The following is a 25,427-nucleotide window of genomic DNA, read 5'->3' on the forward strand; positions in this document are numbered from 1 at the left end:
TAGAATAGGGTTCGGAGAATTTGACCGTCCCTGGAGGAACCTGCCATTTATACGCCCCCCCTCGCCCGCTTGATCGAACAGTTCCAGCGCTTACCCGGTATCGGCCCGAAAACCGCCCAACGCCTTGCCCTATACGTCATCAAGCGTCCGGAAAAGGATGTGGAAGCCTTTGCCCAGGCACTATTGAACGCGAAAAAACAGGTGGGTGTTTGCCAAAAATGTTTCCATCTGTCGGCCACTTCGGTTTGTGATATTTGCCGCAATCCCCAACGGGAGCCGGACGTAATTTGTGTGGTGGCGGATTCCAGGGATGTGATCGCCCTCGAAAAAACCCGGGAATATCGGGGAAAATATCACGTCCTGGGGGGCGTAATTTCGCCGATGGATGGCATTGGCCCGGAGCAACTGACAATCCAGGCTCTAGTACAACGGGTAAGCGCCGAGAAAACCAAGGAAGTGATTTTAGCGATCAATCCCAGTGTGGAAGGGGAAACCACGACGTTGTACCTGGCGCAACTGCTGCGACCCTTTACTAGAGTCACCCGCATTGCCTTTGGCTTGCCCATGGGCGGTGATTTGGAATATGCCGATGAAGTCACTTTGGCCAGGGCCTTAGAAGGTCGCCGGGAACTAGATTAACAATGCGCAAACTGATCATCGGGGTGATGGGGCCGGGGGGCGGCGCTACTCCAGAAAATTTAACCGCCGCTTACGATCTGGGAAAGGCGATCGCCGAAGCAGGGTGGGTGCTGCTCACCGGGGGCCGGGCTGCTGGGGTGATGGCCGCTGCTAGTCAGGGAGCAAAAGTAGCTGGGGGGTTAACGGTGGGCATTTTGCCCGGGAAGGATCACCAAGGTTTAGCCGACAGTATCGACATTGCTATTTGTACGGATTTGGGGCATGGACGCAATAACGTCAATGTTCTCAGTGCCGATGTGGTGGTGGCAGTGGGCAGCGGTTTGGGCACCGTCTCAGAAATTGTCCTCGCCCTGAAAAACCACAAACCCGTCATTCTTTGGCAACCCAGCCCGGCCACCCAAGCCTTTTTTACGGAACTTGCTCCCGGTCAGTTTTCGGTCGCGAAAAATATTTCAGGGGCGATCGCCCAAATTCAAGCCCTCATGGACAACCCCGCATGAGCATTCATCCATTCCTCCAGTCAACAATAAACTAAACATTTCTGTCCCAATTCCTGTTGTATCGTGGACGAAAGTAGCCCTCAATCCGGAGCCTCTGGCGATGCATGAAGTGGACATGACCAAGGCACTCATCTTGACCATTAAAGATTGGCAGGAGAGCCATCCCGAACCCGTCAAGATCGAAAAAGTCCACCTCATCGTGGGGCAATTCACCTGCGTTGAACCCGTCAGCTTGGAATTCACTTTTGCTGCCCAAACCCAAGGCACGTTTCTCGATGGGGTAGCCCTGGTGATCCAAGAAACGCCCCTGATTGCCTACTGCCACACCTGCCAACAAGAATATGCCCCCAACATTGGCCTGCAATATTCTTGCCCAGACTGTCATCAGCCCATGGATGATATCCGCTCCGGTCGTGAGCTAAAAATCGACCGCATTGAATACGCTCCCTTAACTCTCCATTCCTAGGAACTAACCACCATGCACCAGACCTTTGACGCTGCCCTGGGGGTCAATCTCCTCCATGCCAACCAAGACCTCGCTGACCACAACCGTGAACATTTTGATGCCTGGGGCCTGACCTGCCTCAATGTGATGAGTAGTCCCGGTGCTGGTAAAACCGTTTTACTCGAAAAAACCCTGGCCGCCCTAAGAGATGACCTCAAAATGGCCGTCATCGAAGGGGATATGACCACAGAACTCGATGCCGATCGCCTCCGTCAATACGGCGTGCCTGTGATCCCCATTAATACGGGGCGTTCCTGCCATTTAGATGCCAAGATGGTTTCCGGAGGACTGCACCGCCTCGAACAGGAATATAACCCAAATGATTTTGATCTATTGCTTGTGGAAAATGTAGGGAATCTCGTTTGTCCCGCCGAATTTGAAGTGGGTGAACATGCAAAAATCGCCCTCCTTAGTGTGACGGAAGGAGAAGATAAACCCCTCAAATATCCCGTTATGTTCCAAGAAGCGGATTGTTTATTGGTTACAAAAATTGACCTGGTTCCTTATCTAAACATTGATGTCCAACGGATTATTGATCATGTCCGCCAAATGAATTCCCACGCGACGATTATCCCCGTTTCTGCCCAGACTGGGGAAGGTTTAGAAACTTGGTACGACTGGGTTAAAAAAAGTTGTCATCGGGAAGATGTAATGAAAGTTACAGCATAATTTGTCCGAAAACAGGATAAACAACAGGCAAGGTGCGATCGCCTTTTAATTGATCCCTTGCGTTTATTCTTGTCATTTTCCTATGCTAAAACTGCCTAGTCTTCTGATCCGACCGGCGCTATTTTGTGCGGGTCTTGCCTTGACCGTCGGCTGCCAAAGTACACCGCCCACAACAACAGGTGAAACTCCGGAAACCCCAACAGCGGAAACAGAAACAATTACCCTTGGTTTTAGCGCGTGGCCCGGTTGGTTTCCTTGGCAAATTGCCGCAGAAAAAGGCCTATTTGAAGCGAATGGCGTTGATGTAAACCTGACTTGGTTTGATGGTTATTTAGACTCAATTAATGCTTTTGCGGCGGGACAGCTAGACGCAAATACCCAAACCCTGAATGACACGATTAGTTCAGTGGCAGCGGGTTCTGAACAAGTGATTGTTCTGGTGAATGATAACTCCACAGGGAATGATCAAATTATTGTCAGCGAAGGCATTAATAGTATTGAGGATTTACAGGGAAAAACCATCGCCATTGAAGAGGGCACCGTCGATCACTTTTTGTTATTGCTGGCCCTCCAGGAAGCAGGTCTTGGCCCCGATGATGTGATTATCAAACCCCTAGAAACGGGGGCCGCCGCCGCTGCGTTTGTTGCTGGTCAGGTGGATGCAGTGGGAGCCTTTGCCCCTTTTACAACCCAGGCTTTAGAGCGAGAAGGCAGTAAAACGCTCATTTCTTCGGCGGATTTTCCGGGGGCGATTCCGGATCATTTGGTGGTCAGTCGTGAGCTAATTCAAAATAATCCCGAAGCCGTCCAAGGGTTAGTGGATACTTGGTTTGCGGTGCTAGATTTCATTGAAGAAAATCCAGAGGAAGCCCTGGAAATCATGGCGGCCCGGGCCAATGTTTCCGTCGAAGAATATCAAGAATATGATGCGGGAACGACAATTTTTAGCCTTGAAGATAACCTAACGGCCTTTGATTCTACAGAAGAAAGCATGATCTCCCTGAACTACGCCGCCCAGGAAATTAATACTTTCTTGGTGGATGCGGGGTTAATTGAGGCGCCAGCGGATCTCAGTGGTTTATTTGATCCTTCTTTCGTTAAAGCCTACGCAGAAAAACAGTAGCTTTTGCATCCCTCGGTCTTCTTATTCCGGGGGATTTTTTAAATCCATTATTTTGGCGATCGCCATGACTAAAGCGCCCGTTATCAAACCCTCTTTCCGGATGCTCAAGCCCTCTTTATTTTGGGATATCACTTCTGGAATTCCCCCAAAGTTACGTTGGCTGTTGATGTCTGCCTCGATTCTGTTGCCTCTGATTTTATGGGGAATTATCTCCAGTCAGGGATGGGTTAAACCGCTCTTTCTACCGACCCCCATGGCTGTCTGGGAGGCGATCGCCAATTTGTGGGCCAGCGGCGACCTGCAAAAAGACATTATTTACAGCGTTTTGCGGGTGCTGACGGGGTTTAGTCTCGCGGTCATCATTTCGATTCCCTTGGGCATTTTGATGGGGGCCTTTGCCAGTATCCGGGCGCTGTGTGAACCGATCATCGGCATTGTTCGTTATATGCCGGCCCCCGCTTTTATTCCCTTATTGGTTTTATATTTCGGCGTCGGGGAAATTCCCAAGGTTTTATTAATTTTTATTGGCACCCTCTTCTTCAATACCTTGATGATTATGGACGCCGTCAAGTTTGTCCCCAAAGAACTGATTGAGGCCACCTACACCCTGGGGGGAAATCGACCCCAAATCGTCATTAAAGTTATTTTTCCCTATATTTTGCCCAAAATCATTGACGCTGGCCGAGTGAATATCGCCGCCTCCTGGAACCTAGTAATCGTCTCAGAATTGGTGGCCGCCACAGAAGGGTTAGGTCGGCGCATTAGTGTCGCCCAAAGATTTTTAAATACTGACCAAATTTTCGCTGGCTTAATTGTAATTGGCTTAATTGGCCTCCTCATTGACCTCTGTTTTATTTGGCTCCAAAGATTCCTCTGCCGCTGGTCTCTCGACTAGAAACATCATGCATTTAGAAGTTGATCAAGTTCACAAGTTTTTCCAAACCCGCCACGGAAAAATTACCGCTCTCCAAAATATTAGTCTCCACGTCGAGGGAGGCGAATTTGTTTGTGTAGTTGGAGCGTCTGGTTCTGGAAAATCCACCCTTTTGAGGATTATTGCGGGCCTCGAAACCCAGAGTACGGGCAAAGTCACCGTTGACCAGCAAGAAATTATTGGGCCTGGGGCCGACCGGGGCATGGTCTTTCAACGCTATACCCTCTATCCTTGGCTTTCTGTTTTGGATAATGTCACCTTTGGGTTGAAATTGCAGGGAGTACCGAAAAAAGAGCGTTACGAACGAGCTTATTACTACCTCAATGTGGTCGGCTTAGGGCCTTTCCAGGAAGCACTGCCGAAACAGCTTTCTGGGGGGATGAAACAACGGGTGGCGATCGCCCGCGCCCTCGCTTCCCAACCGAAGATTTTGTTAATGGATGAACCCTTTGGGGCCTTGGATGTTCTCACCAAAGAAAATATGCAGCAATTTCTCCTAGAAATTTGGGAGCAAACCGAAACCAGTATTCTCTTGATTACCCACGATGTCGAAGAAGCGATTTTTCTTGGTCAACGGATCTACGTCATGGCAGCCCATCCTGGCCGCATCAAAGAAGAATTAAAGGTAGATTTTTCCCACCACCACGGCGACGAAATTAAGCGATCGCCAGAATTTATCGATTACAAATACCATGTGATGCAACTAATGCGTGAAGTCCCCGTAGAAGCAGTACAGACCCCATAAAATGCAAAGCTATCTTGCGTAATTTGCCCAAAAACCAAGAATTTGCTTGGTTACTGCTATCGTTAACTAAATTCGTCCCAAGAAAGGCCCGATCACCATGAGTGAACAACCGAATTTTCGTCCCCCCAGCGAAGCCCAAGAAGCCCTCGAAAAAGAATCTCACCTCCCCCTCACCGGTTGGCAACAGGAAGTAGCCCGGGGCCTGGAATACGGCCTCGAAGCCGCCGCCAGTATCAAAGACCGCAGTATTCCCACCTTTTCCCGGGGAGAACTGCCCCACTATGCCGGGATCAATACTTTCCTAAAGGCCCCTTACCTCGAAGATGTCCGCAAGGTCGGTGAATATGACGTGGCTATCCTTGGCGTTCCTCACGACTCTGGTACCACCTATCGGCCCGGTACTCGCTTTGGCCCCCAGGGGATCCGGCGGATTTCTGCCCTCTACACGCCCTACAACTTTGAGATGGGCATTGATCTGCGGGAGCAAATTACCCTCTGTGATGTAGGGGATGTCTTTACGATTCCGGCCAATAACGAAAAATCCTTTGATCAAATTTCTAAAGGAGTCGCCCATGTCTTTAGTTCCGGTGCTTTTCCGATCATTCTCGGCGGCGACCATTCCATCGGCTTTCCCACGGTGCGGGGGGTTTGTCGGCATTTAGGCGATAAAAAAGTAGGCATTATTCACTTTGACCGCCATGTGGACACCCAGGAAACAGATTTAGACGAACGGATGCACACCTGTCCTTGGTTCCATGCCACCAACATGGCCAATGCTCCCGCCAAAAATCTGGTGCAGTTGGGGATTGGCGGCTGGCAGGTACCCCGGCAAGGGGTCAAGGTTTGTCGCGAACGGGCGACCAATATTCTCACGGTGACTGATATTACCGAAATGGGTATCGATGCGGCGGCGGAGTTTGCCCTGGAGCGTGCCTTAGATGGTACCGACTGTGTTTATATCAGCTTTGACATTGACTGCATTGATGCGGGATTTGTCCCCGGCACGGGTTGGCCAGAACCAGGCGGTTTATTGCCCAGGGAAGCCCTCGCCCTCCTCGGTAAGATTGTCCGGAATGCCCCCGTCTGCGGTTTGGAAATCGTCGAAGTCTCACCGCCCTACGACATTAGCGATATCACATCCCTGATGGCGACCCGCGTGATTTGTGACACCATGGCCCACCTCGTTTTATCTGGTCAGCTACCCCGCAAAGAAAAGCCCGCCTACATTCACCCCGAAGCAAATATGGCAGTGGATCAGGCTTGGACTTAAACTTTGAGGAAGAGTGTTCTGTTTTCTTAGCGGCAAAGCATAATTTTTGTCTGTGTTTTCTAGAGTAATTGTTTGCGATGAAGTATTTGACCCTTGGCAGTTGTGTGTTTTTGGGGTTGGCGATCGCCCCCGTTGCCACCCTTGCCCACCATGACCCTGCACCCACCGTAGCCCACCACCAACCCACTACCCAGATCAGCCACCACCAGCCCAGCACCCAAACGGCCAAAGTCCGGGCCATTGACTGGGAAACAACCCCAGGAATGCTCGGTCTGCGGAGCCAAATAGGCCAGACCCTCAGCGTGATTTGTCCGGCGGGACAACCCACAGAAAAAATTTGGGGCACGGATATCTACAGTGATGGCTCATCGATTTGTACGGCTGCTGTCCACGCAGGTCTGTTAGAACCGACTACTGGGGGCAATGTGACGGTCAAAGTGCTGGGTTCCCAAACGGATTTTGTCGGCACAGAACGTAACGGCATCACAACCTCTAGTTATGGGCCTTGGGGTGGTAGCTTCGAGGTGGAATAGTTTTTGATGTTCCCGAAAAAAATTTGGCTCCGTAGGATGTACGGGGCTTTTTTTGGGTCACGAAAAAGGGGACAACTCACAAGCGTCCCCATGATTCATTGTTTATTCTCTTGGGGGAAATATGCCCCAGGCCAAGATTTACTCTGCCAACCAACGGACAGCGTCTTTAGCGTGGTAAGTGAGAATCAAATCTGCGCCCGCCCGTTTAAAGCTCGTGAGGGTTTCGAGGACGACTTTTTTCTCGTCGATCCAACCGTTTAAGGCTGCGGCTTTGACCATAGAATATTCCCCAGAAACGTTGTAGGCGGCAACGGGCAGGTTGGTCATTTCCTTGACCCGCCAAATAATATCCATGTAGGCGAGGGCCGGTTTGACCATGACAAAATCTACCCCTTCGAGGATGTCGAGTTCCACTTCCTTGAGGGCTTCGCGGCCATTGCCCGGATCCATTTGGTAGGTGCGGCGATCGCCAAATTGGGGAGCAGATTCGGCCACATCCCGAAAGGGGCCATAGTAAGCCGAGGCATATTTTGCGGAATAGCCCATGATCGGAATATTCGTAAAACCAGCTTCATCTAAACCTTCACGAATCGCGGCGACAAAACCATCCATCATCCCCGAAGGCGCGATAATATCCGCGCCAGCTTTGGCCTGGGACACAGCGGTTTTTTTCAGCAGTTCAAGGGTGGGATCGTTTAAGACTCGTCCGGTTAAATCCCCCGTTTGCAGGTAGCCGCAGTGACCGTGGGGCGTATATTCACAGAGGCAAGTATCGTTAATCACGGTCATTTCGGGGATCGCTTCCTTGATCGCCGTGGTTGCCTTTTGGACAATGCCGCAATCGTGCCAGGCTCCCGTTGCATCGTTATCTTTTTCGGGGGGAATGCCAAACAGAATCACCGCTGGAATGCCCAGTTCCCAAACTTCCTTGGCCTCGGTGACGATCTTATCGATGGAGAGTTGATAAACGCCGGGCATCGACTTTACTTCGTTGGCGATCGCCTCTCCGGGCACTGCGAAGAGGGGATAGATCAAATCATTGGCCGTAAAGGTATTTTCCCGCACCATGCGGCGAAGCGACTCACTTTGGCGAAGGCGACGGGGGCGGCTAGAAGGGAACATAGTTGGCAAAAATAAAATCCAGATGAAAAATTGCTTCTGAATAGTTTAGGCGATCGCCCCCATTCCTTTACTGAAACGTAACAGTCCTCAATGATTCGCAAGTTTTGGCTTGGCCTAGAGGGTTTTCGTCCATTCTCGAATGGCACAGCGGGTGGCCCAACCTCTCAATGGTCTATGTTCAAGAATGACCCTAAAATCAAAAATCGCCTTTTTGCTCTGATCAAGCCCAGTGCCAGGGTCACTATGCCAAGGCTAATCACTCTCCGGAAAAAATCCAGAAGCTTATGCAGAGGTTATTGTCTATGATGGAAATGAAGTCTGTACAATATCTGGATAACAACTTTATATGGATGTCGTCTGCATAACGTCCCTAGTAGAGGTTTTATACGGAATTATTCCAAGTAAAAGTGCTGTGAGGCATTTTAGATGGAATAATTCCGCATAATCACTAGTTAGACAAACATACTTAGCTGTGTGCCATCAGTTGTGATATTGTGCTGCTTTCTCAAAAAGTCTGAGCTGATTAGCCTTCGGTGAGACCTCAAGAGATTTACCATCGATAATTTCTTGATGCCAGTCTTTCAATGCTTGATCATGGATATTCTCTTGCATAAACCTGAAAGAAGATGCAGCTAAATACTGAATATCTTTCTCAAAAGATATCCAATAGCGGTTTTCTTGCTCCGCTACAAAACCAGTCGTATTAGATCCTGCAAATATATCAAGTACGAGATCTCCAGGCTCAGTAAGAAAACGAATGAAAAACTCTGGCAACTTCCCAGGAAACCTGGCTGGATGAGCCTTTAGCCCAAGGGCTTTACAACCTCTAAGATACTGGCTGTTTGATTCAGAATTCGGGATTTTCAGCAAGTTAGAAGGAATCGCTCCTCCATTATTTTTTCCAAATCCTTTGCTAATATCATGCCCTGAAGGTCTCTTTTTAGGATTATAAAACTTATCAGGATCTTCTAACAATTTTTTCATTCTCGGACTGTATTCAGTCAAAACTTGAGTAACATCTGACTTGGGAAACTCAGATTTACTAAACCACCAAACTGTATTTACTGAGTCTTTTGCTCGAATTTTTCTTTTATTCACCCATTCGATAGGACTAGGAAGCTTAGAAGGGTTAAACCAGTAGAAATCTTCTGCTAAAAAAAATCCTATTTCATCACAGAAGTAGATAGGGATTCTAAAGTTGTAGAGACTTCTAACTGGTTTTCCTTTTTCATAAGCCCCTCCTAAATCCAAAACGAAGCTGCCGTCGCTCTTTAATTTTCGATAAACCAGTCGAGCAAAACCAGCTAGCCAATCAATATATTCGCTCTGATTTTTATTGCCGTACTCCTTCTTTCTCTGAAGCGCAAAGGGTGGACTCGTTACTACTAAATTAACACTCTCATTAGGCAACTTACCAAGGAGTTCTAAAGAGTCTCCACAAAACGCTGCACCCTTATCAGTTGAATAAACTGGTGGGCATTCAAGAGCTTCAACATCTATAGGAAAATCAGTATTTAAGTTAATCAATGCCAACCTCGATTGCTACTTATAGTCTGTAGACTCATGGTCATCATTATCTCAAAAATGTATTTTATGTCAACCTCTTATGTTGTACGCCTGTGTCAACGAATGCCAGGGAGTTATTTGCAAAACGATTACGTCAGATCCGTCTGTCAAAAGGACTGTCGCAGGAAGCACTTGCTGATTTAGCAGGTTTGCATAGAACCTATGTGGGATCGGTTGAACGTGGCGAACGTAATGTATCGATCGATAATATGGAGCGTCTTGCAAAAGCCTTAGAGGTTGACACCTTCGAACTTCTAAGAGATCACAAGAATGAATTTCCACCCAGACAAGAGGATACTTGATGAGCTGTTCCCATACATACAACGTTATCAAGAACTGGCATCAAAGCATGGGATTAATGACATTTTTCAAGATAATGGCGGCAAACTTTTACAAGTTCTCTTAATAACTGGCCTGGAAGTTTTGCCAGGAAGAGAAGGAAATGATGCTAAGGACTCAGACGGAAATGAGTATGAGTTGAAATCTGTCAACATACAGTTAACTAAAAGTTTCTCGACGCACCATCATATCAACCCAAGAATTATCGAAAAATATAGGAAAGTTGATTGGCTTTTTGCGGTTTACAGTGGGATAAATTTAGTGTCAATATATCAGCTTACTCCAGCGGACTTGGAGTTCTATTATGAACAGTGGGAAAGGAAGTGGAACGACTCAGGTGGAAAGGATATTAATAATCCCAAAATTTCCTTAACCTATGTCAGAGAACATGGCTTTTTAATCTACGAGGCTTGAGTGGTTTTCCTGTCTAACAATATGTTGGTGCGGACGGAACAAAGATTGCCGGTGGGAGTTCAAGATTATCTGCCGTCGCACAACTTCACTGTTAACACTACAGAGTACAGGGCAAGAAAGTATCCTATCGATCACCCTGCAAATTGATGGTTTAAGGATTACAGAGTTTTCGCCCACTCCCGAATAGCGCGGCGGATTGCCCGACGGCCTAGGGGACGATTTTCTTCGATTAATGTCATCATTTTCGTCACGGAAATTTGCGGCAGCGCTAGACTCGTTTCTGAAACGCGATATTCTCCCTGGTCAAGCAAGTAAATTGTAATTTTGCCGTCCTCGTAGCTCCAAATTTCCGGCACTCCTAACCGTGCATAGATGGGAAACCGTTCTAAAGATCGGCTTGTCAGTTCAATTTCTAAAACCAAATCAGGGGGCGGATCTTTAGCGAGATCATAGTCCAACTGGCCCCGAATTGACGGCTCATGCTGGAAGTAAAAACAATTGTCCGGCTCTAAGCCTGCTTTGGCCGCCGGTTTGCGCCAAGTCGTTGAGCCGAGACTTTCATAATCAATTTCTAGTTCGTCAGCGCAATCTTTGATCGCATCACCGATCGCCTCTTTATAAAATTCATGTTCAGGGAGGGGCGTCATAATTTCCAAAGTTCCATCACAATAGGCCACGCGACTAGAACGAGTTTCTCCCAGATCCCGCAGAATATTTTCAAACTGCTGCCAACTGATATTGCTCAACAGCACCCGATCCGCCCGTTGTTTCGTCAGCATCACTTTATCTCCCCTTGCCGATCACCCTCCATTCTATTTAATGAATCCCAAGACGTTGGCGATCGCCTTTTTTCACCGAGATTCACGGGACAAGCCCTGGCAAGTTAAAATCAGCCATAGCAAACATTTGTAAACATCAGCCACCACAGCCACCGTGACAGACGCAAAGAGCTACAAAGATACCGTTAATTTGCCGAAAACCACCTTTAATATGCGGGCGAATGCTCCCCAAAAAGAGCCAGAAATCCAAAAATTCTGGCAAGAAAACCGCATTTACGAAGATTTAGCGCAGAATAACCCCAAAGACTTCTTTACGCTGCATGATGGCCCCCCCTACGCCAATGGTGACCTCCACATGGGCCATGCCCTGAACAAAGTGCTGAAGGACATCATCAATAAGTACAAACTCTTACAAGGCTACAAAACCCACTACGTTCCCGGTTGGGATTGTCACGGTTTACCCATCGAATTAAAGGTACTGCAAAACCTCAGCGCCGATGCCCGGCAAAACCTTACGCCCCTCAAACTCCGCTACAAAGCCCGTGACTTTGCCCTCAAAACCCAAAAAGCCCAAGCAGCCGGATTTCAACGCTATGGCGTTTGGGGCGACTGGGAAAACCCTTACCTCACCCTCACCCCAGAATACGAAGCGGCTCAAATCGGCGTATTTGGCGACATGGCCCTCAAAGGCTATATCTACCGGGGTCTGAAGCCCGTCCATTGGAGTCCGAGTTCCCAAACGGCCCTCGCAGAGGCAGAACTTGAATACCCCGAAGGCCACACTTCCCAAAGTATCTACGTCTCTTTTCCGATCACGGATCTAAGCCCTGAAGCCAAAGCTGTTTTAGGGGAATTTGCCGATAGTTTGGGCGTGGCGATTTGGACAACAACGCCCTGGACATTGCCCGGTAACTTAGCTGTCGCGATCAACCCGGCCCTGGAATATGCTGTTGTCGAAACCGATGGCAGCCTGTGCGCTCAGAAATATTTAGTGGTGGCCAAGGATCTCGCAGCAAGTTTAACGAAAACTTTTGACGCTGCCTTAACGATTAAAACCAGTTTTAAAGGGGAAATTCTCGAACATTGCACCTATCAGCATCCCCTCTATGATCGCACCAGTCCGGTGGTGGCTGGTGGTGATTACATCACAACGGAATCTGGGACGGGCCTCGTCCATACCGCGCCGGGCCATGGTCAGGAAGACTACATCACAGGCCAGAAATATGGTTTGCCGATCCTTTCCCCAGTAGATGCAGAAGGAACTTTAACCGAAGAAGCAGGCGAGTTTGCGGGCTTAAATGTCCTCAACGGGGCCAACGACGCCATTATCACAGCTTTAACGGAAAAACGCGCCCTTTTAAAGCAAGAAGCCTACCAACACAAATATCCCTACGATTGGCGGACGAAAAAACCGACCATTTTCCGGGCCACGGAGCAGTGGTTTGCTTCGGTGGAAGGGTTCCGCGATGAAGCCCTAAGCGCGATTAAGGGGGTGCGGTGGATTCCGGCCCAGGGGGAAAATCGGATCACGGCGATGGTTGGCGATCGCAGTGACTGGTGTATTTCCCGGCAACGCAATTGGGGTGTCCCCATTCCTGTTTTCTACGACGAGGAAACCGGGGAAGCATTGTTAAATGAAACCACCATTAACCACGTTAGAGAAATCATTGCCAAGGAAGGTTCTGACGCTTGGTGGAAACGTTCGGTAGAAGAACTTTTACCGGAGGAATATCGTGACAATGGTCGCACTTACCGCAAGGGTACCGATACCATGGATGTGTGGTTTGATTCGGGTTCTTCCTGGGCGGCTGTGGCTAAACAGCGGGACGGTTTAAATTATCCTGTGGATCTGTATTTAGAAGGTTCTGACCAGCATCGGGGTTGGTTCCAGTCGAGTCTTTTAACCAGTGTGGCTGTTAATAATGTGGCCCCCTATAAAACGGTATTAACCCACGGTTTTGTGCTCGATGAAAAGGGCTACAAAATGAGTAAATCCCTGGGAAATGTTGTTGATCCCAATATCATTATTAATGGCGGCAAAAACCAGAAAACCGAACCGCCCTATGGTGCAGATGTGCTGCGCCTATGGGTTTCTTCGGTGGATTACTCTTCAGATGTGCCTATCGGCCAAACGATTTTGAAACAGTTGGCGGATGTTTATCGCAAGATTCGCAATACGGCCCGTTTCCTCTTAGGAAATATCCATGATTTTGATCCGGCGAAAGATGCAGTTGCTTACAGTGATTTACCGGAATTAGATAAGTATATTCTGCATCAAACCCACAATGTTTTTACAGAAGTTACAGAAGCTTTTGAGGAATTCCAATTCTTTAAATTCTTCCAAAAGGTGCAAAATTTCTGTGTGGTGGATCTCTCTAATTTCTATCTTGATATCGCCAAGGATCGCCTGTATATTTCTGATGTGAATGCGCCCCGTCGCCGCAGTTGTCAAACGGTAATGGCGATTATCCTTGAAACCCTAGCCAAGGCGATCGCCCCGGTATTGTGTCACATGGCGGAGGATATTTGGCAAAACTTGCCCTACGAAACGGAGCATCAATCGGTGTTTAACGCGGGTTGGTATCAACTCGATCCCCAATGGGCAGCAGACGAAACTTTATTCCAACGGTGGGAAGAACTGCGCAAAATCCGCAACGGCGTGAACCTCGTTCTCGAAAAAGCCCGCACAGAAAAATTAATCGGTGCTTCCCTCGAAGCAAAAATTCTGATGCGCGATGTGGATGGGGCCTTAACAGACTGGCTCGCGGCCCTAAATCCCGCCGACAGTTTGAGTGAGTCCCCACGGGTGGATGAACTGCGCTATTTGCTCCTTGTTTCCCAGGTGGAATTTGTGACGGCAGCCCTCGACGATCAGCAGTACCAAGACACCCTGGAGTTGGCCGCTGGCAAGCTCCAAATCGCCGTGGTCAAAGCGGACGGTCACAAGTGTGATCGCTGTTGGAATTACTCCACACAAGTGGGCACCTTTACGGATGATCCCACCATTTGTGAACGTTGTAATGAGGCGCTAGTTGGTAACTTCTAAGTTGTGCTTTAGGGGTGGGAGTAATCTCGCCCTTAATTTTTTATGGATGTCAATCATCTCGTCGCGGAAATCTTTTCCCCAGCCCTCCGGATGCCCTTGGGAACGGTCATCACTTATCTGGGGGCGCTGTTGGCGATCGCCGAAGGTCTCAGCCGCAAAAATCACCTAAGCCCAGAACTGACCCGCAAAATTGTCCATATCGGCAGTGGTAATGTCATTCTCCTCGCCTGGTGGTTTGATATTCCGATGGAAATTGGCATTGCCGCCGCCTTTATTGCAGGCTTAATTGCTTTAGTTTCCTACTTCCTGCCGATTTTACCCAGCGTGAACAGCGTTGGTCGCCAGAGCCTCGGTACCTTTTTTTATGCCCTTAGTATGGGGGTGTTGATCTGGTGGTTTTGGTCAATTCAGCAACCTGTGTTTGCGGTGCTCGGCATTTTGGTGATGGCCTGGGGCGATGGTTTGGCTGCCGTGGTCGGTAGCCAATTGGGGCAACATCCCTACGAAATTCTTGGCAACAAAAAAAGCCTCGAAGGCACCGCCACCATGTTTGGGGTGGGTTTCTTGATTTGCGGTTTATTATTTCTCAGTTTTGACCTCATGCTTTGGCAAAAAGCGGCGATCGCCCTCGTTGTTGCCCTTTGTTCTACCTTGCTCGAAAGCATTGCCCAGTTTGGCATTGATAATTTTCTCGTGCCCGTCGGCAGTGCGGCGATCGCCTTTTTACTCGTACAAGCTTTGATCTAGGATTCGTCTACCGAAACCGAAGGGATATCTACCGTTGCCGTCGTTTCTCCCTGGGTTGTCGTTTTCCCTTGGGAATTTTCTTGACGAGCTTGGAAAAAGGCCAAGGCCATTTGGGACAGTTCCGCAATCAACAATGTCGCCAGCATCACATCATCAATCTGGCCCGCAATGGGGAAAAAGTCCGGCGAGAGATCAATGGGGCTGATCAAATATGCCAAAGTGCCTAAAATAATCCACCACCGGTATTTCGGATTGCGCAGGGTGTTGCGATACCAATCATAAAGAGCCTTGGGAGAAAGCGACATAATATTCTTTTAATTCATTCAGGGAATACCTCAATTTTGCAGAATCCTCTTCTTTCGCAACCAGTGTAGAAAACCGCCACCATCTCCCCCAAATCTAGTTAATTTTCTCCAAGAAAAAAGAGGCTAGGCTTAAATGCCCAACCTCCTCAAAATGAATTATTGGAAAAAACTTTCCGATCGATGCAATAGATACCTGTGTTTAATTAGCTAGCACGGGTACTCTTGTCACCAACCTTCTGGAAGAAGCCCCATTCCACTTGCTCTTCTGCCAGTTCAGGGTCAACCCCGGCAAATACGTCACGGTACAACGTCCGAGAACCATGCCAAATGTGACCAAAGAAGAACAGCAGCGCAAATACAGCGTGACCAAAAGTGAACCAACCACGGGGGCTCGTCCGGAATACACCGTCAGAACCAAGGGTTTCAGTATCAAACTCGAAAGGCTCACCCAACTGGGCACGACGGGCGTATTTTCTGACAGTGGCAGCATCGGTGAAGGTTTGACCATTGAGTTCGCCACCCAAGAAGGAAACCGTAACCCCAGCCTGTTCAACGGAGAACTTAGACTCAGAACGACGGAACGGAATATCAGCCCGGAGGACGCCATCCGCATCGGTCATGACCACAGGGAAGGTTTCAAAGAAGTTGGGCATCCGACGAACAAAAAGCTCACGACCTTCTGCATCTTTGAAGACAGGGTGGCCGGCCCAAGACTGAGCAATTCCATCACCTTGATCCATCGGCCCTGTACGGAACAAACCACCTTTCGCAGGGCTGTTACCGACATAGTCATAAAAAGCAAGTTTTTCAGGAATTGTATTCCAAGCTTCCGCAGGTGTTGCCCCTGACGCAATTTCAGCATCCACACGGCGCTGAATTTCGTTTTGGAAATAACCCTGGTCCCACTGATAACGGGTCGGGCCGAAAAGTTCGATGGGGGTGGTAGCGTTGCCGTACCACATGGTGCCAGCGACGACGAATGCGGCAAAAAATACCGCTGCAATACTGCTGGATAAAACCGTCTCAATGTTACCCATCCGGAGTGCCTTATACAGACGCTCAGGGGGACGGACACTGAGGTGGAAAAGACCAGCAATAATCCCAACGATACCAGCGGCAATGTGGTGGGCAACAACGCCGCCAGGGTTAAAGGGGTTAAATCCACTGGGGCCCCAATCGGGGGCAACAGCTTGGACATGGCCCGTTACACCATAGGGGTCAGAAACCCACATTCCAGGCCCCCAGACGCCGCTGAGGTGAAAGGCTCCAAAGCCGAAGCAAAGAAGACCAGATAGGAATAGGTGAATCCCAAACATTTTCGGCAAGTCTAGGGCAGGCTTACCGGTACGGGAGTCAACAAAAAGATCGAGATCCCAATAAACCCAGTGCCAAACGGCAGCGAGGAACAGAAGACCGGACAGAACGATGTGTGCTGCGGCGACGCCTTCAAAGGACCAAAAACCGGGGTTAGTGCCTACGGCACCAGTGATATCCCAGCCATTCCAGGAGCCAGTTACGCCCAGCCGTGCCATGAACGGCAGTACGAACATGCCCTGCCGCCACATGGGATTGAGGACGGGATCACTGGGATCGAAAATTGCTAGCTCATAGAGGGCCATTGAGCCAGCCCAACCTGCGACGAGCGCAGTGTGCATGAGGTGTACAGAAATCAGACGACCTGGGTCGTTAAGGACGACTGTATGTACGCGGTACCAAGGTAGTCCCATTGACTACTCTCCTCCTAAACAATCGTGTCTACTATGACCAAATATTTTCTCATTATTAACGAGGATTGGTCTGAACCGAGAAAAACAACTTCAAATCTATAGGAAGATTTTGAGTTGAAACGGCTTTTTGACGGCAATGTCTTCGTAGACTTTAATAAAAGCTTCCTCGGAAAAATTTACAAAAGTTTACAAAGCATCCTCAAGAAAGTTGTTTTGTTATTGCTAGTTGTCCCAAGGACTTAAGCGTTTTTTTCTTCTCTCTAAACTACGATACAAAGGGTTTGTGCTGGGTTTAGGGGGAAGATTGTTTAAAGAAGTGTAACTATTGTTAGAGGGCTTGGCAAGCGTATTACGGGAAATGTAATGGCGCTAATGGCTTGGAGTTGGGTCTTTGTAGAGGGTGTTGGCTTGGTTTAATTGGGCGATCGCCTCTTCGGGGGTGATGAGGCGTTTGATCATCACTTGACCGATGTTTTCGGTTTTGACCTTCGTGGGATCGGGGGTAACTTCCAGCATCAGGATCGGGTCGTCTACTTGGTAGAGCCAGAGGCGCTCCCCTTGATTTTCCATGGCGATGTTGGTGCGCTGAATCTTGGGGGGACGTCGCCAGGACAGGATATCCCAGGGGCCACCGGGTTCCCAAACGCGGCCAATGTGCCACCCTTCGGTGAGAAAAAAATATTGCATAAGCGAGAATTTAGGGCAGATCAATGTCCAAAATGATAGGCTCGATTGCCCTTTATACCCAGGGGTGAGGTCAATAAATCGCAAATATTTTCTAGGTTTTACCATCGCGATCAAAAAACCCCCAAGAATTTTGGAGGTTGTTCAATCAAAAGAAAAATGATGATCCGCCTAGACCCGCAACAGGGGGCGATCGCTTAAAACTTTAATCTCTGAATTGGCTTGGGAAAGGGCCGCTCGATTGACCTGGAGGCGATTTGAAGCCACCGTTGTCACCTTAATTTCGTTACGGTCTACCAAGTTTAAAAAGGATTCAATGGACTGGAGCCCACAGGTGTCGTCCCCGGCCGTTGTTTTGTAGTGGGTCGGGATAACAATCTTGGGACGCAGCAACTCTAGGGCTTGGAGCGCTTGGGCTGGGGTGTAACCCTTGGGGGGAATATTCTGTGGGTCGGCGTCGGTGCCCCCAACGGGGATCATCAGAATATCTGGGCTGCCCCCGGTCAAAATAAAATCATCAATGTCTACTTCTTCCCCAGCGCCGCCGAGGTGCAAGATACTAATGCCTCCCTGGCGCCAACTCCAGGCAATGTTGGGGGGGAAACGCCAGCCCCGATAGCGTTCGATGTTGGCATGGGCGAGGCTAATGCCGTCAAAGGTGATGTTATTCACGGGATATTGTCCGGCTTGGAACAAAATCCTGGGGTCTCCGGGTAAACCATCGGTATAGCCTTCGTCGAACAGTTGGCTACTCAACAGGACAATGTCTGCTTGGGGAAATGTGTCCCGATAACCTGCGGTACAACTGAGGGCACGGAAGGGATTAATGAGAACCTTAGTCCCCGCACCACTGACGGAAAAACAGGTGTGGCCCAGCCATTCGATGTCAAGGTTGCCGGTTTGGGCTTGGACGGCGTTTTTTTGCAGGAGGGAAAAGCCGGCGATCGCCCCAAAAGCACTAATTCCTGCGGTCTGAATAAACTGTCTACGTTTCATGGTTATGTCGGGGAGCCCCTCACTAATTCGTTACAAGCAGCGGTACAGGCGACAGAGTAGCGAGGAAATTCCGCAAAAGCTGTTTACCTGCCGTGGTTAAGATACTTTCGGGATGGAATTGTACCCCCTGGATATGGGGATAATCCCGATGTTGTACGCCCATAATCGTACCGTCATCCACCCAAGCAGTGACCTCTAAACAATCAGGACAATTATTTTTGTCGATCACCAAGCTATGGTAACGGGTGGCGGGGAATGGATTTTCTAAACCAGCAAATACCCCTTTGTTGGCATGGTGAATCGCGGAGATCTTGCCATGCATCAGGGTTGCGGCACCGATAATTTTGCCCCCAAACACCTGGCCGATGCTTTGGTGTCCCAGACAAACCCCAAGGATAGGAAGTTCCTGGCCTAATTCTTTGATCACCGCCAAGGAAATCCCCGCGTCTTCTGGACGGCCTGGCCCCGGCGAAATGACGATGCCCGCAGGTTGTTTGGCACGAATTTCAGCGAGGGTAATTTTATCGTTCCGATACACTTCGATGTCCTGGGCCACGGGTAATTCTTTGCCTAATTCGCCGAGGTATTGGACAAGGTTATAGGTGAAACTGTCATAGTTGTCGATGACGATGATCAAAGGGGTCACACTCCTTTAGATAGTGATGGGGATTTGTGCGGGGTTGAGCTAGGGAAACAGGGAAATTTTTTGCGGTAAAAAATAGGATTTTACAGGGGTTAAGATAGCAGGCTCTAGGAGTGCTTGGAAGTGGGGCCAAGCGATTAATCCGGCAATGGCCACCGAGGCGATCGCCCCAATGAGTACCGCCGCCGCCGCGCAGTCTTTGGCAATTTTTGCGAGCTCATGGTAACTCTGCTGTACCGTGAGATCCACCACCGATTCAAGGGCTGTATTCAGCAACTCCAGGACGAGTACTAGGGCGACCATGGCTGTGAGGATCGCTGTTTCTAGATAATTGAGGGACAACAGCCAACACATTGTCCACACAAAAACGGCGATCGCCAAGTGAATCCGAAAATTTCTCTGGGTGCGGGTGGCGTACACAATGCCCTGCCAAGCGTAACGGAAGCTCGCGAGGAGGTCAGGGGCCACTTTCCAAGCTAGCGATCGCCGTTCCCGGTCGGGGGGTGAGAGGATTTTTTTGTGTTGTGTCATCTTCTCCCTCAATAGAATCACCCCATTATGGAATAAGTTGAACGTTTCGCAAGAGTACGGCTTGACGATCAAGCATTTCAATTAACCGGGCTTCATCGGGATGATCCCACCCCAGCAGGTGCAATAAACCATGGCTCACCAACCAACCCAGTTCCGTTTGGAGGCTATGCTGCCGTTCCTGGGCCTGGCGTTGGGCTGTTTCTACCGAAACAATAATGTCTCCCAGATAGAGCGGTTCCCCAGGGGGTAAGGGGCTAGCAAAGTTGTCTTCGAGGGCCGCAAAGGAAAGGACGTCGGTGGGTTGGTCTTTGTGGCGATATTGGTGATTGAGATTGTGGATTTCGACGTCAGTGGTAAAGCGGAGGGTTAACTCGTAACCATCGGCCGGGGGTAAAGCCGCTGTTAATTTCGGTAGCCACTGCTCCAGGTGGCTTTCCCAAGGGGCGATCGCCAATTCCGGCAGCTCTAGACCAGAAGCATTTTCGACAAAAATTTCACACTCAAGCACGGGCTGCATCCCCATCTAACGGGTGAGGTAGGCCATGGTGACGAAAAACCCCAACAGGCCAGCGGTGGTGAGGAAAAAATGCCAGAGGGACTTACCCCCTTTTCGCACCATATTCCGCATGGCGAGCTTGACATAGCTGGGTTTAGGTTCAGTGGCTTCTGGGGCCTGGTCGAGGGAAGTTTGGGATTCAGACATGGTTCGGGACGAAGAATTTACGGCAACGGGTCGGAATTTTGAAAAAAATATTTGTTTGAGAAATGCCTCTCTAATGTAACAGTTTGTTGCAAAAAATAACGGCGGAAAGAGCCAACCCCTTGAGACGAGTTTTTCTGATACGTCGCTCCAGTTCTGGAACCCCATCCGATACACTGAATGCTTAAGGCGATCGCTGTTTGGGAAAAAATTATGCGCATTTTAATTATTGGTGGTACCCGGTTTATTGGGGTTTATCTCACCCAGGTTTTATTGGCGGCAGGCCACAAAGTAGTGCTGTTTAACCGGGGCAATCATCCGGCACCGACGGGGGTAGAGCAAATTATTGGCGATCGCCAAGATCCGGCGCAACTGAAAGAAAAACTGGCTGGCGAAACCTTTGACGCGATTTTTGATAACAACGGCCGGGAACTCGCCCATACCCAGCCCCTCGCCGAAATTTTTGCTGGAAAAGTGAAGCATTTTGTCTATGTCAGTTCCGCTGGCGTTTATCTGCCCACTGACCAACCGCCCCATAAGGAAGCCGATCCCGTTGACCCCAACAGCCGCCACAAGGGTAAACACGAAACGGATGCTTATTTGGCCCAGAGTGATTTGCCCTGGACGTCGATCCGTCCCACCTACATCTACGGCGCAAAAAATTACAATGACCTGGAAGCTTGGTTCTTTGACCGCATCGTCCGCGATCGACCGATTCCAATTCCTGGGGATGGACAACTGATTACTCAATTTGGTCACGTCTATGATCTCGCCACGGCCATGGCAGCGGTGCTGGATAATCCGAAAGCAATTGGGCAAATTTACAATATTTCAGGCGATCGCTTTGTCACTTTTACCGGACTTGCCAAAGCCTGTGCGGTAGCAGCCGGGAAAGATCCAGCGGCTGTGGATCTGGTTTACTATGACCCGAAAAAATTTGACCTCGGCAAACGGAAGACTTTCCCGATCCGCGCCCAGCACTTTATGGCGGATATTCACAAGGCCCTAAATGACCTGGATTGGCAACCGAAATATGATCTGGTGGGTGGCTTAAAAGATTCCTTCCAAAATGATTACCTTGCCAACGAACGAGACAAGGCTGCTATTGACTTTAGCCTTGATGACCAGATCCTAAGCCAGCAGTAGAGGAAAAACCCCATGCCCACCCTCGACGATATTTATCAGTTCATCCAAACAGAACTCCCCAAAACAGAAGGCGATCGCCTCAACGCAACAACTGATCTTTTTGGCACTTTTGACATCCAGGCCGATGACTGTGCCACCTTTATAGAAAAATTCGCCCAGAAATTCAAAGTCGATCTTGATGGCTACCTTTGGTATTTTCACCACGGCGAAGCGGGCCTTAACCTTGGTGGATTTTTGATCAAGCCTCCCTACGAACGGGTTGAACGCATTCCTATCACCCCAGAAATTTTATTAAAAGCGGCCACCAAGCGCCGCTGGAAACTCAGCTATCCCGACCACACCCTCCCGAAAAAACGTTGGGATATGGTGGTCAATAAAATTATTCTGTTCCTCGTCTTTTTCTACATCCTGAATCGTTTTGCGCCCCTCCTCATCGAAAAATTCACCTAAAGGCGTTTACCATACGTCGAAGCAGTATTCGGGAAAATGTAGCGATGAGTGCAAATCCAGAGGTAATCGTCATTGGTAGCGGCATTGGCGGGCTTTGTTGTGCGGGTCTTTTGGCTCGTTATGGTTATGACGTTTTGGTCTTAGAAAGCCATGCGATCGCCGGTGGTGCAGCCCACAGTTTTACCCGACAGGGTTATCATTTCGACTCCGGGCCATCCCTTTATTCCGGTCTTTCCTACAGCCCTTCCCCCAATCCCCTGCGCCAAGTCCTTGATCTCCTCGAAGAAGATTGCCAATGGCTCACCTACGATGCCTGGGGTGTCCATTTACCCGAAGGTTATTTTCGCGCGGCGGTGGGAGCCGATGGCTTTTGTGAAATGTTGACCCAGATCGGTAAGGCTGATGTGATTCCCCAATGGCGCCAGCTCCAGGAAACCATGCGTCCCCTCGGCGAAGCGGCGACAAAACTCCCTTTGGCGGCCTTTCGTAACGATCTTGGTGTTGTCCGCACCGTCGGTAAATATGCCAAAACTCTCCTGCCTTATCTCCCCTACACTCCCCAACTGAATACCCCCTTTAGCCGGGTGATGGATCGCGTGATTACTGACCCCTTTATCCGTAATTGGCTGGATTTGCTTTGTTTTATGCTGTCTGGATTGCCGGCCAACGGTACGATTTGCGCGGAGATGGCCTTTATGTTCGCCGATTGGTATCGTCCGGAGGTGATTTTAGATTATCCCCAGGGAGGCAGTGGGGCGATCGTGGCGGCTCTGGTGCGGGGCCTCGAAAAATTTGGGGGCAAATTGCGCCTGAATAGCCATGTGGAAAAAATCCTCACTGAAAATGGCAAGGCCACGGGAGTTCAACTGCGCAACGGTGAAATTACTCAAGCCCGTCGCGCTGTAGTTTCTAACGCTTCTGTTTGGGATACTCTCAAGTTGATTGAGCCGCAAAATATTCCCCAAAAATTGCAGAAACGAGCCGATAAAATGCAGCCCTGTCGCAGTTTTATGCACCTTCATTTAGGGATTGACAGCAGCAATTTACCTGAAGATTTGGAGTGCCATTACCTCATCGTTGATGACTGGGAAAAAGGGGTTGATGCGCCTCAAAATGTGGTTGCTGTTTCGGTTCCTTCACTGCTGGATCCGAGTCTAGCGCCCCCAGGAAAACATAGTATCCACGTATATTTACCTGCTACCGAAGACTATGCACCCTGGGCAAACCTAGACCGTCGTTCCCCGGAATATGCTGCTTTCAAAGAAGAACGTTCCCAGGTTTTGTGGCAAGCCCTGGAAAAAGTGATTCCCGATATTCGTCAACGCACGGAATTAACCCTTGTTGGTACACCTCTCACCCATAGTCGTTTCCTCAGACGCGATCGCGGTACCTATGGCCCCGAATTAAAAGCGGGGAAAGAACAGTTTCCGGGCTGTACAACGCCCATCGCCCAACTTTTCTGCTGTGGAGATTCCACTTTTCCGGGGATTGGCATTCCGGCGGTGGCTGGATCCGGGATGATTGCCGCCAATACCCTCAGTCCCCTGGGTCAACATTTACAAATTTTGCAGATGATTGCTGATTAAAAGCGTGCTTAAAGGATCTGGACAATGGCGATCAGGGGGCGATCGCCGTTTTTATTTGCCGTAACGCCGTGTGTTATCTAGGCGCGTTTTCATGGTCTCGATCTGCTTCTGGATCTGGATTTTCTGATCCGTAAACCCATCAATCTGGGCCTGCTGTGCCTTAACCTTTTGCTCTAGCCGTTCCACATACCTAACGTGGGACTGAGAAAAATAGGCGATCGCAAACCAGACCGCAAAAAAGACAAGCCCTGCTGTATCTTCATATCCGGCCCTGTAAAAAAAAATCGTGGGAACCACAGCAAAAAATGAAGCAAAGTGGGTCACCATGAAATTTAAAAAGACGATGTGCCACCTTTTATAAAACCGTTTGTAAACCCAAACCTCCAGAGCAAAGGCTAGACAGACAAGAATCAGGATGGCTAAAAAATCTTCTGGATTATTCGGATCTACCGATGTCGCCACCATAAAAATGACAAAAAAAGCAGCAGAGCCAAGCAGAGAAATTCCTAGCAGCTTCAGGGTTTTAATCAAAGTATCAATCATGAGCTTTCTCCAGGGGCGCGGGGACGGTCGGGATTATCAGCAATCTGTCGGGTAAGTGTTAAAACTTCATCCTTCTCGTACCAATGATGATAAGTCTTAAAATGCACATCGAGGCCGTGGCCCATCAATTTCGCTGCATCGATAGGCTTAATCCCAAACTGCTTGGATCGGCGGGCGTAGCAATGGCGCAAAATGTAGGGCGTAAACGGCACATCATAGCGATAAAATTGCCGCGTCACTCGACTACCCAACGCAGAATAATCCTTACTCCCCGACCATGGCGGCGCGGTTCCCCCCAATAGCCCCCACTGCTCTACCCATTCCGGATACAGGGGCGACACATGGCGCGGTCCGGTCTTCCCTTCCCGCAGGTAAAGCAATGGCGGATCGCTCAAGTCTGCAAAAAATACCTCATGGGGGCGCAACCCATAGGCCGCCATCAACCCATAGGCCCAACGCCAGGATGGGTTCGGGATTTTTCTAAATCCATTGGCGATCCGCTCATCCGTGGGCAATGTACGCGGCGTGAGAAATTTATGGCAATATCGGCCCCGGTATTCGTCCAGGTCTACCGCTATCCCCGCAAATTCCGCCAACTTCCTTAAGGCAATGCAGGCCCGCAATCTTTGGCGGCTGTCTGGTTTGATTGCCTTCACCACATCAAGGATCGCCGTTTTGGTGAGCTTGCGCCCCTGGGGGAGTTTGTTGAAAATCTGTTGGTAGCTGCTGCGGTAGGTCGTTCGCGCTTGGGGTGTATCGGCCCGCTTGGCAAAATAATCTTGCTCAAATGCGGCGATCCATTCCGAACAAGTCTGTATGTCATTTTTGCCATACGCGGCCCAGTCAAATTCCCCGCAAGCAATCAGACCATCGAGCTTAATCGCTTCGGCCTTAGCCCGCTGCAATCCCTGCTCATTAGCAAAGACCCCAAGGGCGATCCGTTGCCGATGGGGAGCTGTCCGCCCTGTCCCAGGTTTAGGGGGAAGTGTGGCCCGCAGATAGACCCGTTTCCCCTGGATTTCCACAGACACACCAATTCTTAGGGCGTCTAAATCCCGGTTAATCTCTTGAATTTTCATGGCTGATCTAGACCATATTTAGACCAAGCCTTACGGGAGAATAGGCATCCCAGGCCACCATGAAAAAGTAAGCAAAAATCCCCCACGCTACCGATAGCGCAATGGA

The 25,427-nt window shown here is 49.4% G+C and carries 29 protein-coding genes; 16 read left to right on the forward strand and 13 right to left on the reverse strand.

Annotation, left to right across the window (positions count from 1 at the left end; genetic code table 11):
• Nucleotides 1-45: 45 nt before the first annotated feature.
• The 9 genes from recR (at nucleotide 46) to AWQ24_RS08965 (ending at nucleotide 6,918) form a co-directional block, all read left to right on the forward strand.
• The gene (gene recR / locus AWQ24_RS08925; protein ID WP_083500703.1) at nucleotides 46-639 is read left to right on the forward strand and encodes a recombination mediator RecR; all 594 of its coding nucleotides are present in this window, start codon (nucleotides 46-48) and stop codon (nucleotides 637-639) included.
• 2 nt (nucleotides 640-641) lie between these two features.
• Nucleotides 642-1,139, forward strand: coding sequence for a TIGR00725 family protein (locus tag AWQ24_RS08930; protein WP_065716605.1), 498 nt, complete (start codon nucleotides 642-644; stop codon nucleotides 1,137-1,139).
• 100 nt (nucleotides 1,140-1,239) lie between these two features.
• Nucleotides 1,240-1,605 (forward strand): hydrogenase maturation nickel metallochaperone HypA, encoded by a 366-nt coding sequence (gene hypA / locus AWQ24_RS08935; protein ID WP_065716606.1) that lies wholly within the window; start codon nucleotides 1,240-1,242, stop codon nucleotides 1,603-1,605.
• 12 nt (nucleotides 1,606-1,617) lie between these two features.
• Complete coding sequence (gene hypB, locus AWQ24_RS08940) at nucleotides 1,618-2,313, forward strand: hydrogenase nickel incorporation protein HypB (protein ID WP_012307359.1); 696 nt, start codon at nucleotides 1,618-1,620, stop codon at nucleotides 2,311-2,313.
• Nucleotides 2,314-2,395: 82 nt separating this feature from the next.
• On the forward strand, nucleotides 2,396-3,436 hold the full coding sequence (locus AWQ24_RS08945; protein ID WP_065710881.1) for an ABC transporter substrate-binding protein: 1,041 nt from the start codon (nucleotides 2,396-2,398) through the stop codon (nucleotides 3,434-3,436).
• A gap of 64 nt (nucleotides 3,437-3,500) precedes the next feature.
• A complete protein-coding gene (locus tag AWQ24_RS08950; protein ID WP_065710882.1) occupies nucleotides 3,501-4,331 on the forward strand; it encodes an ABC transporter permease in 831 nt (276 codons plus the stop codon).
• Between the two features lie 7 nt (nucleotides 4,332-4,338).
• Nucleotides 4,339-5,115, forward strand: coding sequence for an ABC transporter ATP-binding protein (locus AWQ24_RS08955; RefSeq protein ID WP_065710883.1), 777 nt, complete (start codon nucleotides 4,339-4,341; stop codon nucleotides 5,113-5,115).
• A gap of 97 nt (nucleotides 5,116-5,212) precedes the next feature.
• The gene (locus tag AWQ24_RS08960) at nucleotides 5,213-6,385 is read left to right on the forward strand and encodes an agmatinase family protein (RefSeq protein WP_065716607.1); all 1,173 of its coding nucleotides are present in this window, start codon (nucleotides 5,213-5,215) and stop codon (nucleotides 6,383-6,385) included.
• A 77-nt stretch (nucleotides 6,386-6,462) separates the two neighbouring features.
• Nucleotides 6,463-6,918: an LCCL domain-containing protein gene (locus tag AWQ24_RS08965; RefSeq protein ID WP_157096846.1), complete on the forward strand. Its 456-nt coding sequence runs from the start codon at nucleotides 6,463-6,465 to the stop codon at nucleotides 6,916-6,918.
• A gap of 138 nt (nucleotides 6,919-7,056) precedes the next feature.
• Here AWQ24_RS08965 and hemB read toward each other — a convergent pair whose 3' ends face one another.
• Together hemB and AWQ24_RS08975 are read right to left on the reverse strand one after the other, a co-directional pair.
• Nucleotides 7,057-8,040 carry a porphobilinogen synthase gene (gene hemB / locus AWQ24_RS08970; RefSeq protein ID WP_012307365.1) on the reverse strand — a complete coding sequence of 328 codons (984 nt, stop codon included), beginning with the start codon at nucleotides 8,038-8,040 and terminating at the stop codon, nucleotides 7,057-7,059.
• Between the two features lie 480 nt (nucleotides 8,041-8,520).
• The gene (locus tag AWQ24_RS08975) at nucleotides 8,521-9,573 is read right to left on the reverse strand and encodes a site-specific DNA-methyltransferase (RefSeq protein WP_232318799.1); all 1,053 of its coding nucleotides are present in this window, start codon (nucleotides 9,571-9,573) and stop codon (nucleotides 8,521-8,523) included.
• 86 nt (nucleotides 9,574-9,659) lie between these two features.
• On the opposite strand from AWQ24_RS08975, the gene AWQ24_RS15925 reads away from it, so the two are divergent.
• Nucleotides 9,660-9,908, forward strand: coding sequence for a helix-turn-helix domain-containing protein (locus AWQ24_RS15925; RefSeq protein WP_071932320.1), 249 nt, complete (start codon nucleotides 9,660-9,662; stop codon nucleotides 9,906-9,908).
• Complete coding sequence (locus AWQ24_RS08980; RefSeq protein WP_065716609.1) at nucleotides 9,877-10,359, forward strand: restriction endonuclease; 483 nt, start codon at nucleotides 9,877-9,879, stop codon at nucleotides 10,357-10,359. The genes AWQ24_RS15925 and AWQ24_RS08980 overlap by 32 nt, the downstream gene beginning before the upstream one ends.
• 158 nt (nucleotides 10,360-10,517) lie before the next feature.
• Here the strand turns inward: AWQ24_RS08980 and AWQ24_RS08985 are convergent, their stop codons facing one another.
• Complete coding sequence (locus AWQ24_RS08985; protein WP_065716610.1) at nucleotides 10,518-11,138, reverse strand: Uma2 family endonuclease; 621 nt, start codon at nucleotides 11,136-11,138, stop codon at nucleotides 10,518-10,520.
• A 154-nt stretch (nucleotides 11,139-11,292) separates the two neighbouring features.
• Here AWQ24_RS08985 and ileS point away from each other — a divergent pair, with 154 nt between their 5' ends.
• Together ileS and AWQ24_RS08995 are read left to right on the forward strand one after the other, a co-directional pair.
• Nucleotides 11,293-14,184, forward strand: a complete 2,892-nt coding sequence (ileS, locus tag AWQ24_RS08990; RefSeq protein WP_065716611.1) for an isoleucine--tRNA ligase — start codon at nucleotides 11,293-11,295, stop codon at nucleotides 14,182-14,184.
• 42 nt (nucleotides 14,185-14,226) lie between these two features.
• Entirely contained in the window at nucleotides 14,227-14,931 is a 705-nt protein-coding gene (locus AWQ24_RS08995) for a diacylglycerol/polyprenol kinase family protein (protein WP_065716612.1), read from the forward strand.
• On the opposite strand, the gene AWQ24_RS09000 is transcribed toward AWQ24_RS08995, so the two are convergent.
• From AWQ24_RS09000 to AWQ24_RS09035, 8 genes are all read right to left on the reverse strand, one after another.
• Nucleotides 14,928-15,236, reverse strand: coding sequence for a YkvA family protein (locus AWQ24_RS09000; protein WP_065716613.1), 309 nt, complete (start codon nucleotides 15,234-15,236; stop codon nucleotides 14,928-14,930). The two genes, AWQ24_RS08995 and AWQ24_RS09000, sit on opposite strands and share 4 nt — an antisense overlap.
• Before the next feature lie 203 nt (nucleotides 15,237-15,439).
• Nucleotides 15,440-16,963: a photosystem II chlorophyll-binding protein CP47 gene (psbB, locus tag AWQ24_RS09005; RefSeq protein ID WP_012307371.1), complete on the reverse strand. Its 1,524-nt coding sequence runs from the start codon at nucleotides 16,961-16,963 to the stop codon at nucleotides 15,440-15,442.
• Between the two features lie 369 nt (nucleotides 16,964-17,332).
• Nucleotides 17,333-17,650, reverse strand: coding sequence for a hypothetical protein (locus AWQ24_RS09010; protein WP_030007512.1), 318 nt, complete (start codon nucleotides 17,648-17,650; stop codon nucleotides 17,333-17,335).
• A 168-nt stretch (nucleotides 17,651-17,818) separates the two neighbouring features.
• Entirely contained in the window at nucleotides 17,819-18,643 is an 825-nt protein-coding gene (locus tag AWQ24_RS09015; protein WP_065716614.1) for an MBL fold metallo-hydrolase, read from the reverse strand.
• Nucleotides 18,644-18,665: 22 nt separating this feature from the next.
• Complete coding sequence (locus AWQ24_RS09020) at nucleotides 18,666-19,280, reverse strand: aminodeoxychorismate/anthranilate synthase component II (RefSeq protein WP_030007514.1); 615 nt, start codon at nucleotides 19,278-19,280, stop codon at nucleotides 18,666-18,668.
• Between the two features lie 48 nt (nucleotides 19,281-19,328).
• A complete protein-coding gene (locus AWQ24_RS09025) occupies nucleotides 19,329-19,817 on the reverse strand; it encodes a diacylglycerol kinase family protein (RefSeq protein ID WP_065716615.1) in 489 nt (162 codons plus the stop codon).
• A 25-nt stretch (nucleotides 19,818-19,842) separates the two neighbouring features.
• Nucleotides 19,843-20,334, reverse strand: a complete 492-nt coding sequence (gene ybeY, locus AWQ24_RS09030; protein WP_065717345.1) for an rRNA maturation RNase YbeY — start codon at nucleotides 20,332-20,334, stop codon at nucleotides 19,843-19,845.
• A gap of 6 nt (nucleotides 20,335-20,340) precedes the next feature.
• Nucleotides 20,341-20,520, reverse strand: coding sequence for a DUF3285 domain-containing protein (locus AWQ24_RS09035; protein ID WP_030007517.1), 180 nt, complete (start codon nucleotides 20,518-20,520; stop codon nucleotides 20,341-20,343).
• Nucleotides 20,521-20,730: 210 nt separating this feature from the next.
• Between AWQ24_RS09035 and AWQ24_RS09040 the strand changes: the two genes are divergently transcribed.
• Genes AWQ24_RS09040 through AWQ24_RS16610 form a run of 3 tightly spaced genes read left to right on the forward strand, consistent with a single transcriptional unit; the run spans nucleotide 20,731 to nucleotide 23,699 of the window.
• The gene (locus AWQ24_RS09040) at nucleotides 20,731-21,663 is read left to right on the forward strand and encodes an NAD-dependent epimerase/dehydratase family protein (protein WP_065717346.1); all 933 of its coding nucleotides are present in this window, start codon (nucleotides 20,731-20,733) and stop codon (nucleotides 21,661-21,663) included.
• Between the two features lie 12 nt (nucleotides 21,664-21,675).
• Nucleotides 21,676-22,113 carry a DUF1493 family protein gene (locus AWQ24_RS09045; protein ID WP_065716616.1) on the forward strand — a complete coding sequence of 146 codons (438 nt, stop codon included), beginning with the start codon at nucleotides 21,676-21,678 and terminating at the stop codon, nucleotides 22,111-22,113.
• 44 nt (nucleotides 22,114-22,157) lie between these two features.
• Complete coding sequence (locus AWQ24_RS16610; RefSeq protein WP_065716617.1) at nucleotides 22,158-23,699, forward strand: NAD(P)/FAD-dependent oxidoreductase; 1,542 nt, start codon at nucleotides 22,158-22,160, stop codon at nucleotides 23,697-23,699.
• Nucleotides 23,700-23,750: 51 nt separating this feature from the next.
• On the opposite strand, the gene AWQ24_RS09055 is transcribed toward AWQ24_RS16610, so the two are convergent.
• Entirely contained in the window at nucleotides 23,751-24,242 is a 492-nt protein-coding gene (locus AWQ24_RS09055; protein WP_065716618.1) for a hypothetical protein, read from the reverse strand.
• A complete protein-coding gene (locus tag AWQ24_RS09060; protein ID WP_083993513.1) occupies nucleotides 24,239-25,321 on the reverse strand; it encodes an integrase in 1,083 nt (360 codons plus the stop codon). Before AWQ24_RS09060 ends, AWQ24_RS09055 begins: the two co-directional genes overlap by 4 nt.
• Nucleotides 25,322-25,427 lie beyond the last annotated feature (106 nt).

The sequence above is a fragment of the Picosynechococcus sp. PCC 8807 genome, from assembly GCF_001693295.1.
In the GTDB taxonomy this organism is placed as follows: Bacteria; Cyanobacteriota; Cyanobacteriia; order Cyanobacteriales; family MRBY01; genus MRBY01.

Excerpts from the sequence above, each read along its gene's own strand:
- AWQ24_RS08955 (WP_065710883.1), top strand. The coding sequence starts at position 4,339 with ATGCATTTAGAAGTTGATCAAGTTCACAAGTTTTTCCAAACCCGCCAC.
- AWQ24_RS08995 (WP_065716612.1), top strand. The coding sequence starts at position 14,227 with ATGGATGTCAATCATCTCGTCGCGGAAATCTTTTCCCCAGCCCTCCGG.
- hypA (WP_065716606.1), top strand. The coding sequence starts at position 1,240 with ATGCATGAAGTGGACATGACCAAGGCACTCATCTTGACCATTAAAGAT.
- AWQ24_RS09035 (WP_030007517.1), bottom strand. The coding sequence starts at position 20,520 with ATGTCTGAATCCCAAACTTCCCTCGACCAGGCCCCAGAAGCCACTGAA.
- AWQ24_RS09040 (WP_065717346.1), top strand. The coding sequence starts at position 20,731 with ATGCGCATTTTAATTATTGGTGGTACCCGGTTTATTGGGGTTTATCTC.
- AWQ24_RS08985 (WP_065716610.1), bottom strand. The coding sequence starts at position 11,138 with ATGCTGACGAAACAACGGGCGGATCGGGTGCTGTTGAGCAATATCAGT.
- AWQ24_RS09015 (WP_065716614.1), bottom strand. The coding sequence starts at position 18,643 with ATGAAACGTAGACAGTTTATTCAGACCGCAGGAATTAGTGCTTTTGGG.
- AWQ24_RS08945 (WP_065710881.1), top strand. The coding sequence starts at position 2,396 with ATGCTAAAACTGCCTAGTCTTCTGATCCGACCGGCGCTATTTTGTGCG.
- AWQ24_RS09010 (WP_030007512.1), bottom strand. The coding sequence starts at position 17,650 with ATGCAATATTTTTTTCTCACCGAAGGGTGGCACATTGGCCGCGTTTGG.
- ybeY (WP_065717345.1), bottom strand. The coding sequence starts at position 20,334 with ATGCAGCCCGTGCTTGAGTGTGAAATTTTTGTCGAAAATGCTTCTGGT.
- AWQ24_RS08980 (WP_065716609.1), top strand. The coding sequence starts at position 9,877 with ATGAATTTCCACCCAGACAAGAGGATACTTGATGAGCTGTTCCCATAC.
- AWQ24_RS08930 (WP_065716605.1), top strand. The coding sequence starts at position 642 with ATGCGCAAACTGATCATCGGGGTGATGGGGCCGGGGGGCGGCGCTACT.
- hemB (WP_012307365.1), bottom strand. The coding sequence starts at position 8,040 with ATGTTCCCTTCTAGCCGCCCCCGTCGCCTTCGCCAAAGTGAGTCGCTT.
- AWQ24_RS08965 (WP_157096846.1), top strand. The coding sequence starts at position 6,463 with ATGAAGTATTTGACCCTTGGCAGTTGTGTGTTTTTGGGGTTGGCGATC.
- psbB (WP_012307371.1), bottom strand. The coding sequence starts at position 16,963 with ATGGGACTACCTTGGTACCGCGTACATACAGTCGTCCTTAACGACCCA.
- AWQ24_RS09055 (WP_065716618.1), bottom strand. The coding sequence starts at position 24,242 with ATGATTGATACTTTGATTAAAACCCTGAAGCTGCTAGGAATTTCTCTG.
- AWQ24_RS08960 (WP_065716607.1), top strand. The coding sequence starts at position 5,213 with ATGAGTGAACAACCGAATTTTCGTCCCCCCAGCGAAGCCCAAGAAGCC.
- hypB (WP_012307359.1), top strand. The coding sequence starts at position 1,618 with ATGCACCAGACCTTTGACGCTGCCCTGGGGGTCAATCTCCTCCATGCC.
- AWQ24_RS16610 (WP_065716617.1), top strand. The coding sequence starts at position 22,158 with ATGAGTGCAAATCCAGAGGTAATCGTCATTGGTAGCGGCATTGGCGGG.
- AWQ24_RS09045 (WP_065716616.1), top strand. The coding sequence starts at position 21,676 with ATGCCCACCCTCGACGATATTTATCAGTTCATCCAAACAGAACTCCCC.
- AWQ24_RS08950 (WP_065710882.1), top strand. The coding sequence starts at position 3,501 with ATGACTAAAGCGCCCGTTATCAAACCCTCTTTCCGGATGCTCAAGCCC.
- AWQ24_RS09000 (WP_065716613.1), bottom strand. The coding sequence starts at position 15,236 with ATGTCGCTTTCTCCCAAGGCTCTTTATGATTGGTATCGCAACACCCTG.
- AWQ24_RS09060 (WP_083993513.1), bottom strand. The coding sequence starts at position 25,321 with ATGAAAATTCAAGAGATTAACCGGGATTTAGACGCCCTAAGAATTGGT.
- AWQ24_RS09025 (WP_065716615.1), bottom strand. The coding sequence starts at position 19,817 with ATGACACAACACAAAAAAATCCTCTCACCCCCCGACCGGGAACGGCGA.